Consider the following 17,932-nt stretch of genomic DNA (forward strand, 5'->3'; position numbering starts at 1 on the left):
TGATTTGATTCAGTAACCTAAATAAGATAACATGAAAAATTTAGTTCTTTTACTCTTACTCGTAGGCTTTATTACAAATTGTTCTAAAGACAATACCGATCCCCCTCAGGTCAATACTCCCGATACGGATACCAACACCCCACCCAATGACGACCCCCCGACCGATGTAGCTACGTCTGTTACCCTAGTGAGCGATACAGCTTTGGGCACAATATTGGGCGATGAAGATGGCAAGCCGCTTTATTTTTTCTCATTGGATGCCAAAGGGGAATCCAATTGCAATGACGGATGTCTGGATGTGTGGCCTATTTTTTATAAAGAAAACCTCACCGTTGCCGATAATCTAGCTGAATCGGACTTTGGTGTAATCACCAGAAACGATGGCTCCATGCAAAACACTTATAAGGGTTGGCCTTTATATTATTTTGCCAATGATACCGGTGATGGAACTGTTAATGGAGACGGGGTCAACAACATTTGGTATGTAGCCAAACCAGATTATACCATAATGATGGTTTTGTCCCAATTGGTTGGAAGGGACTCCGGTGGCAACGAAACCAATCTTAACAGCAACTATGAGCCAGGGGACGAAACAACTTTTTATATGGTAGATGACAAGGGGAACACACTCTACCGTTTTAAAAATGACAGGTTTCAGGAAAATAATTTCACCAATGAAGACTTTTCGAACAATTCTGTTTGGCCTATTTTTGAAGAGACCCTGAAAACCGTTCCCAGCATCCTTAATGTTGAGGATTTTGGTAGCATTGAAATATTTGGAAGACAACAACTAACCTACAAGGGGTGGCCTTTATACCACTTCGTTCAAGATGAAAAGCGTGGCGATAATTACGGCGTAGGCTTCCCCGCTGCGGGTATTTGGCCTATAGCAAACAATGAAACGGAAGAGGCAACCCAACCAGAAAATGCAACGGTCTCATACGATGTTACGGCTACAAATGCTACGGCATATATTTTCAACGGTAATGGGCTAACAAATAGTTCAAACCCGAATCTTACCTTAAAAAGAGGAAATACCTATGTGTTTAATGTTCAGACTCCCGGTCATCCTTTCCTCATAAAAACCGATCAAAGTATTGGAACTGATAACACCTATGATTCCGGCGTCACTAATAACGGAGCATCTACTGGAAACATCACTATTGTTGTGCCCAATGACGCCCCCAACGTTTTGTACTATGTTTGCGAGTTACACAGTCCTATGACTGGAACTTTCAACATAACCGATTGAAAAAGAGGATTATTTTTTGAAGAAAGACCCCGTACAATGGGTCTTTCTTTTTTTTTGGAATTATCTTTAATAAATGGAATCAACGCTGTATGCTTAATAGGAAAATAGGAATCGGCATTGGAATGGCTCTAATTGTAATGGGCCTGATCGGTTTTAGTTTTTGGCCAAACAAGGAAAGGACCCTTACATTAAATACACCTGTAGACCATGACCTTACCTTTACCAGATTTCAGACCATGCTTTTGTCACCAGAAGAAGGTTCAAAAAGCGATATAAGGTCTAATCAAATTATACAGGTTTCAGGCTATGTTAAAGAAGTTAATTTGTTGAATGAAAGGATTACCCTAATTTTAAAAGGCGAATATGATACTAGCCCGTATATGATCTGTGACTTTCAGGCAAACCAAGAACACATAATAAATGAACTTAAAAAGAATGATTATGTTAGGGTAAAGGGCGTATTCAAGGGAATTTTAAAGGATGCCATATTCTTAAATTGCATAATTACTTATACATCGTCCCATGAATAAATGTTTAATACTTGTAGTCTTGGTCCTTTCTTACTTTGATACTATGTCTGCGCAAAAGGTAATTGCTCGTCAGGGACAAGTAGCTTTTTTTTCCTATACCCAGGTAGAGAACATTAAGGCAGAAAATAATCAGGTTTTGAGTATCATAGACCTTGAAAACAATAATATAGCGGTTAGTATGTTGATGAACGCGTTTATATTTGAAAAGGCGTTAATGCGAGAGCATTTTAACGAAAGCTATGTAGAGTCCGATATTTACCCAAAAGCTACTTTTGAGGGGACCATACAGAGTTATGAACCTTCTGGGGAAGAAACCCAAACACGGATGATCCATGGTACTTTTACCATGCACGGCAAAAGTCGGAACCTCGAAATTAAGACCAAGATTCAAAAGGTGGACAACAACCTTGTATTGACAGGCGATTTTATGATGACCGTTGCTGATTACAGCATAAATATTCCTCCCCTACTTGCCGGTAATATTGCCGACAACGTTACTGTTGATTTTAGATTTCAATTTGAGCCCTATGAAGAATAAACCGTTCCTTCTAATATTTTTATTGGTCCAAGTAAATTACAGCTGTGGACAAGAGCTACTTCAATTGCTGAATGAGGAATTTAAGGACTCGACCACCATTACCCAGGCAACCTTTAAGACTACCCGTATTTCCTTTGGCCAATCGGTAGAAACTAGAAAAAAGGGAATCTTGGAAATATCCATCTTTAACAGGTTTTGGGATACCCCCAATTCCACATCACAAAGTTTCGTGGCCGATAGATTAAGCACCAGGTTCGCTTTGGAATACGCGATTTCCGATAGATGGTCTACAGGTGTAGGTGCCACTACTTGGGATCGCCTTTTTGATGGTTTTGTCAAATATAGATTGGTGTATCAAAAAACAGGCAAAAAAAATATGCCCATAGCCATTACCTTATTTCAAAATGCTTCTTATTATAGTGGTGGTGGCGATTCTAGCGGGCCATATCCAAGTTATGATTCACCAAATAGGCTTGGATTTACCACACAGGCACTAATAGCCTCTAAAATTACCCGAAATTTTTCATTGCAAATAGCACCTTCCTTCATCCACAAGGGTAATGACACTCCCAATTCGACTGAAAATTACTTTGCCATTGGTCTTGGGGGACGTTACAAACTAGGAAACCATGTATCCTTCGTATCCGAATATTATCTGGTTACCAATCCAACGGAATCCTATGACACCTATGGTCCTTTTTCGGTTGGTGTCAATTGGGAGTTGGGGGACGTCATGCTTCAATTTATGTTGACCAATGCCGTAAATATGGTAGAGGACGCCTTCATAACACGAACAAGGAACAACTTTAACTTTCGGAATCCAAACCTAAATTTCGGATTTAACATGTCCTACATTTTACACTTTAAAAAAGGATTAAAAAATACCTCATTTATTCCCAAGAAATAATCCTCACTTTCGTTGAACTGCAATCTTAAAAAATTCAATAAAGGTAAATTACCCTTCTATAGCGCTAAACCCTATTGTACCTTTTATTTCAAAGAATTGAACCAAACCCAAAACCGAAATTTAAACTTTTCACAGCAGGGCATATAGAGTTCTATTATATATGCTTTGCATGTTTGCATCTTAAAATGAACAGTTTATAACCAAGGCCCTTTTGGTTCTTTTTTGTAACTTGTTGAGAACAAATTGCTATCCCATTTTTATGCATACCGGACGAAGAAATTTTATAAAAAAAACCACCCTAGCCGGTGGAGGATTAATGTTGAGCTTCAATTGGCTAACATCGTGTAAAATGACACCAGAAGAAGTCAATAATTTACCCAAAGCATGGTCTCAACTTAATGGCTACCTTAAAATTGCCGATAATGGACAGGTTACCATTTTATCCCCCAACCCAGAGGGCGGTCAAAACGTAAAAACGGCCATGCCCATGATAGTGGCCGATGAACTGGATGTTGATTGGAAGGATGTTATCGTTGAACAAGCCCCTTTAAATACCGAAGTCTTTACCCGACAATTTATTGGGGGGAGCCAAGCCATTAGACATGGCTGGAATGGACTTAGAATGGCAGGTGCCACCGCACGTCATATGCTCATTGAGGCTGCCGCTGCAACCTGGGAAGTTCCCGTTAACGAAATCACTACCCAAGCAGGTATGCTTCATCATACCTCCAGTAACAAATCGGCATCCTATGGGGAAATGGCCTCGGCCGCAGCGCATATGAATGTTCCGGAAGAAGTACCGTTGAAGAATATCAAGGATTTTAAAATTATCGGAACATCTAAAAAGAATGTTGAAGGATTGAACATAGTTACCGGCAAGCCTTTGTTCGGAATAGACACCTATAGCGAAGGAATGCTCACCGCTATGATTGTACACCCACCTGCATTTGGACTAAAATTTAAATCAGTCGAGGATTCTGAAATCCGAAAAATGCCCGGCATCACGGATGTTTTTACCTTAAAAGTACTTAATGATGACTTTGAAAGACAGCATTTTGATACCTGTACGTTTCTTGAAGTTGTTGCTATTGTGGGTACTTCCACTTGGGAAGTCATGAACGCAAAAAAGGCAATCAGCATAGCATGGGAGCCTTTTGAAAGTTATACGGAACAAAAACGATTTTATGGAAGGCAAACCTCTGAGACCATTACCATACCTTCCGGATTGGAAAGTTCTACAGACCATTGGAGCGAAATGGCAAAATCCACTTCTATTAAAAGTACCGTCGTCCGCAAAGATGGCAATCCGGAAACGGCTTTCAAAAATGCAGCCAAGGTTGTAGAACGAACGTATACAGCACCTTTCCTAGCCCATAACTGCATGGAACCCATGAATTTCTTTGCTGATGTAAGAAATGGCAATGCTGCACTAGCGGGGCCCCTTCAAAAGGCAGAATTGACGGAGCATACATTATCACATCGGTTGGGTATACCCCTAGAGAAAATAGATATTCAAATGACGCGGCTCGGAGGTGGGTATGGCAGACGATCATACGCACATTGGGCCATAGAGGCGGCTCTCATTTCCCAAAAAATGAATGCTCCCGTGAAACTAGTATATTCACGTGAGGATGATATGACCGGAGGAATTTATCGTTCGGCATATCAGGTGAGCTACAAGGCAGCATTGGATGCAGACAACAAATTAACTGCCGTTCATGTAAATGCTGGCGGTATTCCAGAAAGTCCTTTATATGCCAATCGATTCCCAGCAGGTGCCGTAAAAAATTACCTGGCGGAAAGTTGGTCTATTGACAGTAATATTACCATTGGATCTTTTAGGGCACCACGATCCAACTTTATGGCAAGTGCCGAGCAGTCTTTCTTGGATGAAGTAGCAGAAGCTGCCGGAAAGGACCCCATAGATTTTAGAATGGAATTGCTATCGCAGGCTAAAAACAATCCCGTTGGGGAAAATAACGATTATGATGCCGAACGCTATGCCGGAGTACTACAATTGGTCAAAGAGAAATCTAATTGGGGAAATGGGGATTCTGGCCTAAAACGCGGCGTATCTGCCTATTTCTGCCATAATTCCTATGCCGCACAAGTGGTAGATATGCGATGGGAACGAGATAAACCGGTAATAGATAAGGTCACTTGCGCTATTGATTGTGGTATTGTAATTAACCCAGATGCGGCATCTAACCTATGCGAAGGCGGTATTGTAGATGGTATTGGAAACGCACTTTATGGGGAATTACCTTTTAAGGACGGTGTACCCCAAAAAAGCAACTTTGACACCTATCGAATGATTCGAATGGGTGAGGCCCCCAAGGAAATAAATATTCATTTTGTTGAAAATTCTATTGACCCAACCGGTTTGGGCGAACCTACCTTCCCTCCTATTTTTGCTGCGGTGGCCAATGCCATGTACAAAGCCACAGGAAAACGCTATTACAAACAACCTTATCTTGGGTAGGACTTAATGATTATTGAGTGGAGTTGAAATGGGCTCATTGAGCGGAGTCGAAATGACAGGGACAGCAAAGCACTTCATGTGGCTTCAACTTACTTCGACTCCGCTCAGTACAGGCCGCTCAGCCACCGAAAACGACTCCGCTCAGCACAAGTTGCTCACTACAGGCCGCTCACAACCAAAAAAAAATCAACCATCGAAATCAACTCCAACCAACCAACAGAAATTTACTTTCTTTAACACTGCTTGCATACTTTTAAACTTGCTAAACAATAGGTTGCCCATAACAGCCAATCTTAGCAAATACAAACTGGAAGCGCATTGTTTTTTTTATTCTTTCCTAACCTTTTATTCTGATTTATGAACTTCCAATTCAATTTCGATCATTAATTCTGGCAGTGCCAATTCTTTAACGCCAAGCCAAGACCCAGTTGGAAATTGCTTGGTGTAAACTGAATTTCTATAAACAGATTTTTCAAGAAACAGGGGCATATTGGTGGTAAACACATTTTCTACAATAACATCATCAAAGGTGCAACCATAATGTTTTAATATTTTTTCTAAATCGGAATAGCAATTTTTCATTTGTTGTTCTAAATCCCCAATAGCTGTAGGGTTTCCTTCATCATCCATACTCACAGCTCCCGAAATTTTAATGTCATTCCCTATTTTCACGGCGTGGGTATATCCGTATGCAGTTTCAACTTCTGGTCTTAATTGAAAATATTCAGGTTTTTCAATGTCATCCACTGCTTCCACTTTTACTTCTTCTGATACTTCCTTTACCTTCTGTTCGCAACTTTGAAGTACAAATGCAAATGAGAAGAGAATTGCCATTACAGATAATCGATTGTTAAGGTTGACTGGTTTTTTCATTAGGTTCTGTATTTAGTGCCTACATAAATCGGATGTCGGCTTTCCCGTTTTTAGCTATTTAAACATAGGATTTTATCTTTCTAACTTATGAACTACAGTCATGTATGTAGCTACTTGCAGGACACTTATCATTATATAAAATTATACCCTATAGTGCTATTGTAAGCTACATCTTTTTATTGACATTTAGATTTTAAGGCTCTTTCAATACTCGGGTTTCCTGCAACATTAAATTATAAAGCTCCACTTGCCTGGTATTTGCACTAACAAATTCCAAGGATTCGTTGAGAAGTCTCGTTCGCATTTCCGAAGACAGGGAATTTTGGCCAAGTAACTGTATGGATTTCTTTATATCTTGGTCCAATCCGGTTTTAAATCTACCGTCCCTTATCGATGCTTGCATAGAGCCATTGGCAAAATAGTCCGTATGGGCAAATAAAATATCTACCGCATGTTTACCATTTATCATAATGATACTCTTTAGCTCTTCTATCTTGTTGAAATATCTATTAAGTGCCCTTATTATAGCCTTATCCCTGATAATATTTAGGTTTGCCCCGGATTTTAAGTCTTCATAAGCTGAATCATTTGATTCAAAACCAGAATAAATCGCTTTTGTAGCAAGAACTATTTGATTCCCAATCTCTATTTGTTGTGCATCATCCTTAAGCAGCAATCGCACTCCTTGATTGGAAGCCGTTAAACGGTCCTCAGCTAAGCGTAAAAGATTTTGGGTTTGCTCCTCATCTAGAACCGCATCCTCCAAAAGCCTACAGTAGTATTCGTTTTCTAATAGTAGTTGCTTTTTATGGTCATTCCAGTCATTCAGTTGCAAGGCTATCAAAATACCAATGACCACAAGAATAATTTCACCAACCGCATAAAGTAGGTATTTGGAGAATTTATTCTCAGAGAGAAGTTTTTGACGTATGTGTCTAAATAATTTTATCATTCAAAGGGCTTTTATTTTCCGTAAGTGGCTATCTCAAACAATGGTCTACCAGACCTATGATTTCACTTATGGCTAAAGTCCCAACTAAGTTAACTTATTTAGATGTATGGTTTTTATGTGATTTTAGCGTTCTTGGTCTTTGGTCAAAAACCGATACAAACAAGCATTGAAAAGCTGTTTCTTTTGTTCATCCCAAAAGAACTATAGGAAACTTAATGCCCATGCGTATTAGACAGTACACCTTATGTTTTAAATCTATTCCTCCTTTTCGTCATGGGATTTAAATAGTAAACCTTAGTGATTATGACCTCCGTCATATATATCCTTTTATACCTAGGTTATATTTATATGACTATTTAATTTATGGTGGAGATGAAAAAATTAAAGCATATTCTAGAAGAAATTACATGGCTCACCAATAACCTAGAGACCAATTATCCAGAGCTTTATAAGTACCTGGATGAAAACCCAATGACCATTCCTTCAAATAGCCATCCACATATAGATAAGGATGCCATGGAGAAATATCTGGAAAGCCTAAAGCAGTTGCTTAAACATCATTTGGAAACACATAAAAGCGCTAATCAGACTCCTTAAAACTAAAGAACATGGGAGAAATTGCTACGTCGGAAAGGCAAATTACATTGTACTATAGCTCTAAATCAATAAGGGCGAAAAAGACATTGGCTTATGCCAAGGCGGAAGGGTTGCCCATACTTGAAATTGACATCCTAAAAGTTCCGTTGACCGGCACCCAAATTGCTGAATTGGCAGACAGACTACAAATAGAAGTGGAAGAATTGGTAAATCAGGATCACCCCTCGTACACCTCCCATTTTGAACATCATGATTTTTCTGCCGATGACTGGATTAAAATGATAAGACATAATCCGGAAATCATGAAACAGCCCATTGCCCTTAGGGGAGACATTACCATTTTAGTAAATACCCCAACCGATATTATTAAAATATAACCGCAGCTAGTAAGCTATAACAGCGTATTATAATTATCAATATCCTACCACGAAATTCTAAAATTTGGTCATTGATCGACTTGTGCTGAGCTTTGTCGAAGCAAGTTAAAATGCGGTCATTGAGCGGAGTCGAAATGACAGGGACAGCATAGCACTTCATGTGGCTTCGACTTACTTCGACTATACTCAGTACAGGCCGCTCAGCACAGGCCGCTCAGCCACCGAAAACGACTCCCCCTCTGCTACACTTCGACTCCGTTCAGTGTACGAATTGAGCCACCGAAAAAAACTCAGTCACTAATTTTCAACACCACATTTCCTTTTTTCCTTTCGGTGTCAACATACCTGTGGGCATCTACCACCTTGTCCATAGGGTAGACTTTATCAATAGTGGCATCATAGGCCCCTTTTTCAAATAACTCTTTGAGCAATTCCAACTGCGGTATGGTTTCGGAGGCAACATCCATACCGCCCACCGTACTATAGACCCCGTCTTTTTTTAATAGTTTTTTACACTGTTTTTTTGATGTTTTACCAACCGCATCAAATACAATATCGAATTTTGAGGTATGTTCCGTAAAATCTTCTTTATCGTACAAAATGACCTTAGAAACACCCAGACTTTTTACCAAATCAGTTCCTTTGGAACTGCAAACTACGGTAATATCCGCTTTGTAATGTTTTGCTATTTGTATAGCGGCCGTACCCACCGAACCCGTAGCGCCAATAATCAATATTTCAGGATTTAATTTTTTAGCTATCCCTGCTTTCTTCAAAAAATAAATGGCGGTTTGGCCACCAAAAGGTATTGCGGCAGCTTCTTCAAAAGAGGCATTTTCTGGCATTAAAATCACCTTACCATTTTGGTTCATCACCAGATATTCTGCATAGGTACCAAACTTCATCCCTGCCATACCAAATACCTCATCGCCCACGTTAAACTTTGAAACCTTATTACCGACCTGAGCCACAACTCCAGAAAATACCGTTCCTAAAATTGGTCTTCTTGGTTTTGTAAACCCAAAGATCAAGCGTATTATAAGTCTCAAAAAGCGATTTCCTTTTAGCCCCCTTATCCGTACATCACCAGAATTTATGGCGGTAGCCCTAATATTGATAAGCAGTTCATCTTCTTTAGGGATTGGTTTTGGCACCTCTTTTATCTGTAATACTTCTGGCGGACCGTAGCCTGTACAAATGACTGCTCTCATGGTTGTGTTGTGATTTTAAGATTAAACTTATTAGACCTTACTTTTCTCTTTTATTAGAACGCATAGCCGTTCCGACACCGATGGCAATTCCCAAACTAATCCATAGCGCTACATTATCGGTAACAATTCCTATCAAACTTCCAATGGCAACGCCTAAGGCTGCCCCCACACCAATTTTTTTATCATTCTTCATAAACCTTCTTTTTAAGCATTGCGATCATTCTGTCACCTATAAGTAGATTGAAATCCAAAAATGTTACGTTGAAGATGGTGTTTAACTATAAGTTTCACCCAATAGGATTGTTTCACTACTTGTGCTGCGCAACCCGAAAAGCTTAGCACAGGCCGCTCAGCCACCGAAAAAATAAGTCACCGAAATTATTTTCTCTTCTTAATGTCGTTTCGACTCCGCTCAACGACCACATTTCGACTTACTTCGACTACGCTCGGTACAGGCCGCTCAGCCACCGAAAACGACTTACTTCGACTTACTTCGACTACGCTCAGTACAGGCCGCTCAGTACAGGCCGCTCAGTCATCCAATAAAATGACGTTCAGCACCAAACAGATTATATAAAATCACTATACGTTTTTAGAAATACATGCACCATCTATCATTCCAAGATTTTATGTTACTTTTTTGTGCCCAGCAAATACAAAATAATGCCTGGTCCCGATTTCACCCGGTTTATTTCCCAATCATAACTTTCCTTTCCGTTTAAGTCAGAAACCAATTCGTTCATTTCCTTCACAGAATAGGTGCGTAAGGATGAAACAAGGCCATCCCACAAAACAAACAAGGGGACTATCGGAATCAAATAGGTACATATAATTCTACCTAGTTTAAAAGGCTGTATAAAAGGTGTTGTCAATACAACGCTTATGGGTGAAAATAACATGGCCAAAATACTGGGAACACTTCTTTCCTGCGCCTCAAATATGGCTATAGCACTGTTGGTGTCAATGGCGTTCTGTAAAATTTGTTTGGCATCATTTGGTCTAAAATGGTGTAATGATAAAAATTGGGTTCTTAGCCCTTTTAATTCTGGTGGTACATTTTTGGCATCTACCGGTGTTTCTATACACTCAAAATTTTGAGCCTTCTTTTTGGCAAGGTTAAACGCTGGAATATTTGGGTAAAAATCAGTGAGCACTATTTTTAGGCCCGGAATTTTTTTGATCAATTGGGAATTTAACCATAGTAGTCCGCCACCGCCACCAGAACCAAGATCTATGATGGTATTGGTATGGCTTTTTTTTAAGCCCTTTTCAAGTATCGGGACTACAGGTTTGTACATCTTGGTTTTGTTGCACAGGAACTGTAAAAAATCGGTTCCGTAGTTCCTCAAAAACGAGGGAAACCATTTTTGGTCTTCAAATTCAAATACATGTACCCTTCCCATTACGTTACCCTATTTATGTGTTTATCAATGACAACGGAATCAACCCCGCTTTTTTACTTTCCTAGTTTTACTATTCTAATGGCCCCTTGGACAACCAAAACAAAAACGATGGTTCCTATTATCAAATCAGGCTTGCTAGAACCTAACCAATTTACCAAAACCCCTGCAGCAATTACTCCCAAATTAATAATCACATCATTAGAGGTAAAGATCATGCTTGCCTTCATATGGGCCTCTTCTTTGCTCTTTGACCTTTGTAAAAGGTATAGACAAATTCCGTTTGCGATCAGTGCAAAGATCGAAACGACAATCATTATAGAAAAATCTGGCAGCTTTTCCGCGCCAAAAAAACGTCTCAACACTTCTACAAAACCAATAATGGCAAGCGTTAATTGAAAATATCCCGCAATTTTGGCAATCCGTTTTTTTCTGATTAGTGTTCCTCCGACCGCAAACAAGCTAATACCATACACAAAACTGTCCGCGAGCATATCTAAACTATCGGCCACCAAGCCCATAGATTTTGAGATCAGTCCCGTTGTCATTTCAATGATGAAGAATACAAAGTTGATAGCGAGTACGGTCCACAGTAGATTTTTCTGATCGGTAGGTGTATCAAATTCGCTCTGGCCTGTTTTTTCCGTGTTCACCTTTTTGCCGCTTAAATTAAGTTCAAGGATGGATTTTTCTATTCGCTCTAGTCCCCCCTTATGAAAAACCGTCAATTTTCGGTTCGCAAGGTCAAAATCCAAATGCACAATACTTGACATACCATCCAATTTCATTCGGATAAGGTTCTCCTCGGAAGGACAATCCATTTTAGGGATTTCAAATGTTGTTTTTTCCATATTGGGTTTAGTTTTATCCAAGTAACCACAAAGACTTGTATATGCCGCTGCTTGGTTATTGGGCAAAGTGGGTTACCCCATGTTTTATTGAAATAAGAAGGTACTAAATTTTTTGCGCGTACATGAAAGAATACCCTTTATAGGGACCTTTTTACTCTTTGATCTCCTCATCTATAAGACGAAGTATCTCAAGGATTCTATTGCGCAAGGCCTCCGATTGAATATTAGCAGATTTATTTAAGGAAGTAGCCGACGCCGTCATAGCCTCCAGCTTATAATTCTCTAAAATTTCATCCAAGGGAGCGCCTAGTCTAGAGTTTCCAATCCCAGTTTTATAAGGATTGGCATGTTGATCCAATAGCCAAAGATGACTGGTATCATTCATAAAATAATTAGAGACATCACGGCCTATTCCCATTTCGGCAGTTATGATATCTAATTGCCCATTTGACTTCTCAGACCAAACCAGTTCAATTTCTTTTAAGGCAACAACATCTGACGACCAATTTGATAGCAAATGATTTAATCTTTCGTTGCCGATCAAGATTAAGTTGTCAGAACTGGTCAAGTCGTTTTTAATGGGATCAAAGGTTGGGTCATTATTAATTATGGCAATATCCTTAATAACACTGTCACGTACAACTCCCATGGGTTGGTCAAAGGCTTTTATTAATTGAACGGCCGAAAAGATTATCTTGTCCCTGGTTGCCATTTTTTCCTCTAATTGCGAAAGATTGGCCAGATAATCATCTTTAAGTTTTTTTAGGACCACCTGTTCCTTGCGTCGGTCTTTTCTTTCCTCGTTCCAGTTATTGATCTGTAATGCTATGAGAATACCGATTACCACCAGCACAATTTCACCAATGGCATATTTTAAATATTTTCCGGTATTCCCTTCTGAAAGTAGTTTTTGGCGGATTTTTCGAAAGAATTTTATCATAACAGGTAGATTCCTCTAAATGTATGATAATTAATTAAGTATGCGGGATTCTAGACCTAAAGACTACTAGTGAGGTGAATGAAAGGCGGTGAAACCGCCACCAAGGTATTATTTCGCCCAAATCAAATCCTTTGATTTATACCTATATTTTTGGAGGGTCACCATACCACAATGAAGTATGTCCCTAGTGAAGGCAAAGGGCTTTATTTTTCATCTATCGTTACAAAAAGTTGGGATTTTATTTTCCATATTCCAGATGCTTTCGTCCACATAGCGGAATACTTACCATGGATCAAAGCCTCCTTCCCTTTTTCTGGATGGTATGCATTCCAAACACCACGTTCCCAAGCCAATCCCCTTTTTGCGTTTAGCACAATCTCTTTAGTATCACGTATCCAATACATTTTACTTTCCCCGTCACTTACAATATAATTTTCCAATTCCTTTTTACCACACAGCAGCGTTCCATTTCCGGTAGTGGTCAATACATCCTCTGTTAAAAATGAAAGCACTTTTTCATGGTCATAGGACTTGAGTGCCGCATTGGACGCATTCCGAATCGCTGCTATTTGCTCCTTATCGGTTTGGGAAGCTAGTTTTGACGTAAAAAATAAAACACATAGCACTGCTAATAGGATAGGTTTGGTTTTCTTCATTTCGTATCTGTGTTTGTCCTTTGCAATGGATTTTGTTATTGGCATACACCCTAACCAACTCCCTTACTTAGGCCTATTGATTTAATGTGGCTTCGACTCTACTTCGGCTTACTTCGACTCCGCTCAGCCACCGAAAACGACTCCTAGGAGTCACTGAAATTATTCTCCCTTATTAATGTGGCTTCGACTCCGCTCAGCCACCACGGTCATTGAGCGTAGTCGAAATGACTTGGTCGTTATGACTTCATCTACACTTCGACTCCGCTCAGTGTCCGAATTTAGTGAATGTTTAGTGTCCGAAATCAATGAACATGTCCAACTACCGAAAAAATAATATACAACTATCTAATCTCTATTCTCCCAGGGGTCCAAGGATGACTGTCCAAATAAAAATCCATTCCGGTTTTTTCCTCGGCTGTTACCAATTTGTTGTGCGTTTCTATGGATCTTAAATACACCTCTTTCCTTAAGCTGTTGGCCACTTCCAAATCTTTTTGTAGTGGTGCATCCAATATGCCATAGGTAGGTAATTCTTCTAAATTTACCACGGCACGATACCATTCTTCTATCATGGCAAAACTAAATGCAGATATTTCCCCTTTTTCCAAAGCCCTTTTTAATTTGGGCTGTATATGCCTGTAAAGGGTGTCATTTCTATTATATGTTGTTGAGATGGAGTTGTGATGACTTAAAATGGTGGACATCCAATATTCTTTGCCCACTAGTTTCTCTCCCGGGTATCCATACGTGTCTAGGATTTCCAAAAACAATTTCATTTGGTCCGCACTGTGAGGGGCAAATTTACGCTCCGCATACCTATCCTGTGCTTTAGAACTGAACCTAAAAAGGGCACCCAATGCCTTCCGTTGGTCTTTTGAATACATTTTCTTCACCTTGTTTTTAAGGTCGTGGTTTATTGACGCGTTGTACTTGACATTTAAAGTGCGGTATTGATTTTTAATGGTTTTCCAATCCTCACTTGCCCTAAACGTATCCAAATAGTTATTTTTTCTGATTGATTTTATGGTCCAGCCAGACTTAATTCCTTCTATCAACAGTTTTTTGGCTTTTTGCCTATCCCCTAAGTAAAGTGCCAGTTGGGTGGCTATTTGATACTCCCTTAAAAAAACAAAGTCATAGGAATCAAATAAATCCTCATATACTTTTAGGGCCTCTTTATACTTCTCATCGGCAATGAATGTTTCCGCGTTTACAACGCCTTGGTGATAATCCGTGTAGTCCAATGTTTGCTTTGCCAAGCTTATGGTTACCCAACAAAGTGAAAGTACTATTGAAATTATTTTTTTCATTCGCCTATGTTTAACACGTATTAATGAATATCGAAATGACTTAATCGCTGTGGTTTCATCTACACTCAGCTACTGCAGTCATTGAGCTTAGTCGAAATGACATAATCGTTATGGATTCATCTACACTCAGCTACTGTGGTCATTTCGACTCCGCTCAATGACCGGAACTGTATAACACTTCATGTGGCTTCGACTTACTTCGACTTACTTCGACTACGCTCAGCACAGGCCGCTCAGCCACCGATAACGACTCCGAGGAGTCACTGAAATTATTCTCCCTTATTAATGTGGCTTCGACTCCGCTCAGCCACCGAAAACGACTCCGCTCAGCCACCGAAAACGACTTGCTTCGGCTTACTTCGACTACGCTCAGTACAGGCCGCTCAGCACAGGCTCTGTCGAAATAAGTTGAAATACGGTCATTTCGACTCCGCTCAATGACCAAAACCGCATTATATTTTAAAATATACCTCTTCAAACGGGACCCTGAACCTTGGCCCATAGATACCTTTTTCATCCCGTATGCCACAACCGATAACCATATTGATTTCAGCTCCCGAGGGAAGTCCCAAAATCTTTTTTATCCTCAAGGTATCACTACCTTCCATGGGGCAGGTATCCAAGCCCATGGCCGCCATACTCACCATAAAGTTTTCCGCCGCCAAACCGGCACTTTTATGGGCCACGATACGCATATCACTCAGGCGGGTCTGTCTGTAAATGGGTTTGAACAAGCCTACGACCTGAAAGATCACATATTTGATCCAACCTAGTATGCCCAAAAAATCGGTATAAAGCGTTGGGATCAATTTGCCATAATAGTTGAACACCATTTTTTTTCTTTTTATATCGCGTTCGCTTAGGTCCTCTTTGTCATATACCTTGCTCAAATAGTCCAAATTGGCCTTTGCCCGTTTACGCCATAGGTCTTTACGTGCAACTACCACTACTATTTGTTGGGCTGTTTTTGCTGCACTTTGGTTAAAACATGCCACAGCCATTTTGCCCAAGGCTTCTTTGTCCGTTATGTGATAAAACTCCCAAAGCTGAAGATTACTGCTTGTAGGTGCCAATGCCGCATTCATCAGACATTGTTTTACTTTTTCAGGATCTATGGGCTGGTCTGTATATACCCTTGTTGATCGCCTATATGCAATAGCTTCTGAAACCGTTTTTTCCATAATTGTACTAAGGTAGCATTATAATAAATACTTTTTTAATTCATCCAATTTGATATTTCTTACCCTGTATTGGGAGCAAAATTCAAAAGATTTGGAACACTTGGTAAATGCGCACCAAACTGAAAATCCGCGAGGATTTTCGTAAGCAGGCCCGAATACCCCTTACAGGTCACCCTGGTTGGCAGCCGTATTTTTTTAGATGTAGCAACCTTATTGTTTCATTTCCACTCTTATAAGTCGGATTAATTTGGTGTCGCTTAGGTTTTCTACGGAATGTGGCGCTTCAGGTTCTTTATACATTGTTAATGGAAAAACAAGTGGCTCTGGTATCTTCCGGGAATCCATAATCACATTTCCTTCTGCATCGCGGTCAATGAAATCTCCTGCTTCCATAAAATAAAGTACACTAGGCCACTGATGATGATGAACAGGTTCTAACTCATTTGGGGCAAGGGTTACCTCAAGTACTCTCACTTTGTCGTTTTCCAACAAAATTTTATGATTTTCTGGTGCAGACACTACGGCATCTTGGTCTTTAGGCCAATCTGCCGGATTTCCCGTTTTGTATAAAACCTTTTGTTCTTCCTGTAGTTGTCCGAAACCAAAACTAGTTGAAAATACCGCGAAGCAAATCACAGCAATTAGAAATTTGTTAGTTGATCTCATATTTGGTCAGTTTTAGTAAACATGCCTACTCTAATCGGTTTTCAGCTTCTCCGTATTTCTTGGTTAAAGTGATGCGTCATATGACCATCAGCGCTATAAACAATACGGAAGCAAACCAGTGTGTAGGTTCCGCCACGCGTATAGCAATATCATTGGGTTTTCTTTTTCATTGGCCCGCTAAAAAGCACCTTCACAAAGATTTGGCGGACTTCGAAAGTAAACCCAAGCCTTTAAATATAGTGTTTTAAGCCCTATTTGGCATGGTATTGTTGTAGTGGTAGTGTTTTATTCTCCGTTTGGTATATTTTTTTCTTTACAATATTTTTCAATTTCTGTATCGCTTTCAAAATAGTTATCACAAAATTCATCGAGTTCCTTTTCAGTTGATTTGTAATAACGTTCTTGAGCGGTCATTAATCTGTCGGTTTGCTCAATAAATTGTTCAAACTCCTTATTGATTTTGCATAGTTTGTCGATAGTCTTGAAATCGAGGTCTCTGTAAATAGCAGGAAAAAGAATTTTACTTTGATATGGATTTGCATTTAGTTCAATTATACCAATTCCGAATGATTGATTTAATCTTTCCATTTCGTCCGATAAGCTGTCGCTAAACTCAAATGCCACTAAATAACCATAATTAGCCCAACTTGAATTTGAAACCGCTTGAAAATATGCTTTTTTCAATTCCGAGTCCGAGTTGATTTCCTATTTAATTTCATACGAACTCAATTTAAAAGTGTCAACTCTATTAATTGACTTTAAAAAATTCTGACTAACTTTTGTTTGTAAATTCAAAAATTTAACGCCGACCATATCCGGATGTGTCCAAATTTGATTACTGTCCTTTCCATATTTAGACTGTTCGTGAAATATGGTTTTTGAATAGATTTTGGTGTTTTTTAAATAACTGCTCAAAAGTTTGTGTAAATCTCTTTCATTGTATGATTTAGCTTTTACTTTTGGAAGTTTTACAGAAGCGGTTTCTGTTGAGCCTGTCAAAATTTCTATTCCGATATCTTGCTCGTTTTTTGTCAAATAATATGAATATGAGCCACCTTCTTGTTTTATTCTTTTTACACGAGAATCTCCAGTCCGTATAAAATCTCCCAATAATGCGGAAATTGTTGCTGGTGGTGTTTTGGCGGGACCAAAGTCATATTAACCATTTTTTATAATGTGGTCATGAACTTCCATATAGTTTGTAAGTCC

General features: G+C 39.4%; 20 protein-coding genes. 7 read left to right on the plus strand and 13 right to left on the minus strand.

Going from position 1 to position 17,932, the window contains the following annotated elements:
• The first annotated feature begins 31 nt into the window (after nucleotides 1–31).
• From ACOCEA_RS11890 to ACOCEA_RS11910, 5 genes are all read left to right on the plus strand, one after another.
• A complete protein-coding gene (locus ACOCEA_RS11890) occupies nucleotides 32–1,252 on the plus strand; it encodes a hypothetical protein (protein ID WP_420756468.1) in 1,221 nt (406 codons plus the stop codon).
• 89 nt (nucleotides 1,253–1,341) lie between these two features.
• On the plus strand, nucleotides 1,342–1,782 hold the full coding sequence (locus ACOCEA_RS11895) for an OB-fold protein (RefSeq protein ID WP_420756469.1): 441 nt from the start codon (nucleotides 1,342–1,344) through the stop codon (nucleotides 1,780–1,782).
• A 43-nt stretch (nucleotides 1,783–1,825) separates the two neighbouring features.
• Nucleotides 1,826–2,320, plus strand: coding sequence for a YceI family protein (locus tag ACOCEA_RS11900; protein ID WP_420756470.1), 495 nt, complete (start codon nucleotides 1,826–1,828; stop codon nucleotides 2,318–2,320).
• Complete coding sequence (locus ACOCEA_RS11905; RefSeq protein ID WP_420756471.1) at nucleotides 2,310–3,227, plus strand: DUF5777 family beta-barrel protein; 918 nt, start codon at nucleotides 2,310–2,312, stop codon at nucleotides 3,225–3,227. The genes ACOCEA_RS11900 and ACOCEA_RS11905 overlap by 11 nt, the downstream gene beginning before the upstream one ends.
• A gap of 259 nt (nucleotides 3,228–3,486) precedes the next feature.
• A complete protein-coding gene (locus ACOCEA_RS11910; RefSeq protein WP_420756472.1) occupies nucleotides 3,487–5,709 on the plus strand; it encodes a xanthine dehydrogenase family protein molybdopterin-binding subunit in 2,223 nt (740 codons plus the stop codon).
• Between the two features lie 345 nt (nucleotides 5,710–6,054).
• On the opposite strand, the gene ACOCEA_RS11915 is transcribed toward ACOCEA_RS11910, so the two are convergent.
• The gene (locus ACOCEA_RS11915) at nucleotides 6,055–6,582 is read right to left on the minus strand and encodes a RidA family protein (protein WP_420756473.1); all 528 of its coding nucleotides are present in this window, start codon (nucleotides 6,580–6,582) and stop codon (nucleotides 6,055–6,057) included.
• Between the two features lie 193 nt (nucleotides 6,583–6,775).
• The gene (locus ACOCEA_RS11920) at nucleotides 6,776–7,534 is read right to left on the minus strand and encodes a DUF6090 family protein (RefSeq protein ID WP_420756474.1); all 759 of its coding nucleotides are present in this window, start codon (nucleotides 7,532–7,534) and stop codon (nucleotides 6,776–6,778) included.
• Nucleotides 7,535–7,906: 372 nt separating this feature from the next.
• On the opposite strand from ACOCEA_RS11920, the gene ACOCEA_RS11925 reads away from it, so the two are divergent.
• The gene (locus tag ACOCEA_RS11925; RefSeq protein ID WP_420756475.1) at nucleotides 7,907–8,131 is read left to right on the plus strand and encodes a hypothetical protein; all 225 of its coding nucleotides are present in this window, start codon (nucleotides 7,907–7,909) and stop codon (nucleotides 8,129–8,131) included.
• Between the two features lie 11 nt (nucleotides 8,132–8,142).
• Nucleotides 8,143–8,508, plus strand: coding sequence for an arsenate reductase family protein (locus ACOCEA_RS11930; RefSeq protein ID WP_420756476.1), 366 nt, complete (start codon nucleotides 8,143–8,145; stop codon nucleotides 8,506–8,508).
• A gap of 290 nt (nucleotides 8,509–8,798) precedes the next feature.
• Here ACOCEA_RS11930 and ACOCEA_RS11935 read toward each other — a convergent pair whose 3' ends face one another.
• From ACOCEA_RS11935 to ACOCEA_RS11985, 11 genes are all read right to left on the minus strand, one after another.
• Nucleotides 8,799–9,719, minus strand: a complete 921-nt coding sequence (locus ACOCEA_RS11935; protein WP_420756477.1) for an NAD(P)-dependent alcohol dehydrogenase — start codon at nucleotides 9,717–9,719, stop codon at nucleotides 8,799–8,801.
• Nucleotides 9,720–9,756: 37 nt separating this feature from the next.
• Nucleotides 9,757–9,912 (minus strand): glycine zipper domain-containing protein, encoded by a 156-nt coding sequence (locus tag ACOCEA_RS11940; protein ID WP_420756478.1) that lies wholly within the window; start codon nucleotides 9,910–9,912, stop codon nucleotides 9,757–9,759.
• A gap of 439 nt (nucleotides 9,913–10,351) precedes the next feature.
• On the minus strand, nucleotides 10,352–11,122 hold the full coding sequence (locus ACOCEA_RS11945) for a hypothetical protein (protein WP_420756479.1): 771 nt from the start codon (nucleotides 11,120–11,122) through the stop codon (nucleotides 10,352–10,354).
• 53 nt (nucleotides 11,123–11,175) lie between these two features.
• Nucleotides 11,176–11,970 carry a cation efflux transmembrane domain-containing protein gene (locus tag ACOCEA_RS11950; RefSeq protein ID WP_420756480.1) on the minus strand — a complete coding sequence of 265 codons (795 nt, stop codon included), beginning with the start codon at nucleotides 11,968–11,970 and terminating at the stop codon, nucleotides 11,176–11,178.
• A 151-nt stretch (nucleotides 11,971–12,121) separates the two neighbouring features.
• Nucleotides 12,122–12,910, minus strand: coding sequence for a DUF6090 family protein (locus ACOCEA_RS11955; RefSeq protein ID WP_420756481.1), 789 nt, complete (start codon nucleotides 12,908–12,910; stop codon nucleotides 12,122–12,124).
• Between the two features lie 203 nt (nucleotides 12,911–13,113).
• Entirely contained in the window at nucleotides 13,114–13,566 is a 453-nt protein-coding gene (locus tag ACOCEA_RS11960) for a nuclear transport factor 2 family protein (protein WP_420756482.1), read from the minus strand.
• A gap of 341 nt (nucleotides 13,567–13,907) precedes the next feature.
• Nucleotides 13,908–14,876, minus strand: coding sequence for a hypothetical protein (locus tag ACOCEA_RS11965; protein WP_420756483.1), 969 nt, complete (start codon nucleotides 14,874–14,876; stop codon nucleotides 13,908–13,910).
• 452 nt (nucleotides 14,877–15,328) lie between these two features.
• Entirely contained in the window at nucleotides 15,329–16,057 is a 729-nt protein-coding gene (locus tag ACOCEA_RS11970) for a nitroreductase family protein (protein WP_420756484.1), read from the minus strand.
• A gap of 210 nt (nucleotides 16,058–16,267) precedes the next feature.
• A complete protein-coding gene (locus ACOCEA_RS11975; protein ID WP_420756485.1) occupies nucleotides 16,268–16,723 on the minus strand; it encodes a hypothetical protein in 456 nt (151 codons plus the stop codon).
• Nucleotides 16,724–17,008: 285 nt separating this feature from the next.
• Nucleotides 17,009–17,407, minus strand: a complete 399-nt coding sequence (locus tag ACOCEA_RS11980) for a hypothetical protein (protein WP_420756486.1) — start codon at nucleotides 17,405–17,407, stop codon at nucleotides 17,009–17,011.
• Nucleotides 17,408–17,428: 21 nt separating this feature from the next.
• Nucleotides 17,429–17,833 (minus strand): hypothetical protein, encoded by a 405-nt coding sequence (locus tag ACOCEA_RS11985; protein ID WP_420756487.1) that lies wholly within the window; start codon nucleotides 17,831–17,833, stop codon nucleotides 17,429–17,431.
• Nucleotides 17,834–17,932 lie beyond the last annotated feature (99 nt).

Source organism: Maribacter luteocoastalis, from assembly GCF_048890225.1.
GTDB classification, from domain to species: domain Bacteria; phylum Bacteroidota; class Bacteroidia; order Flavobacteriales; family Flavobacteriaceae; genus Maribacter; species Maribacter luteocoastalis.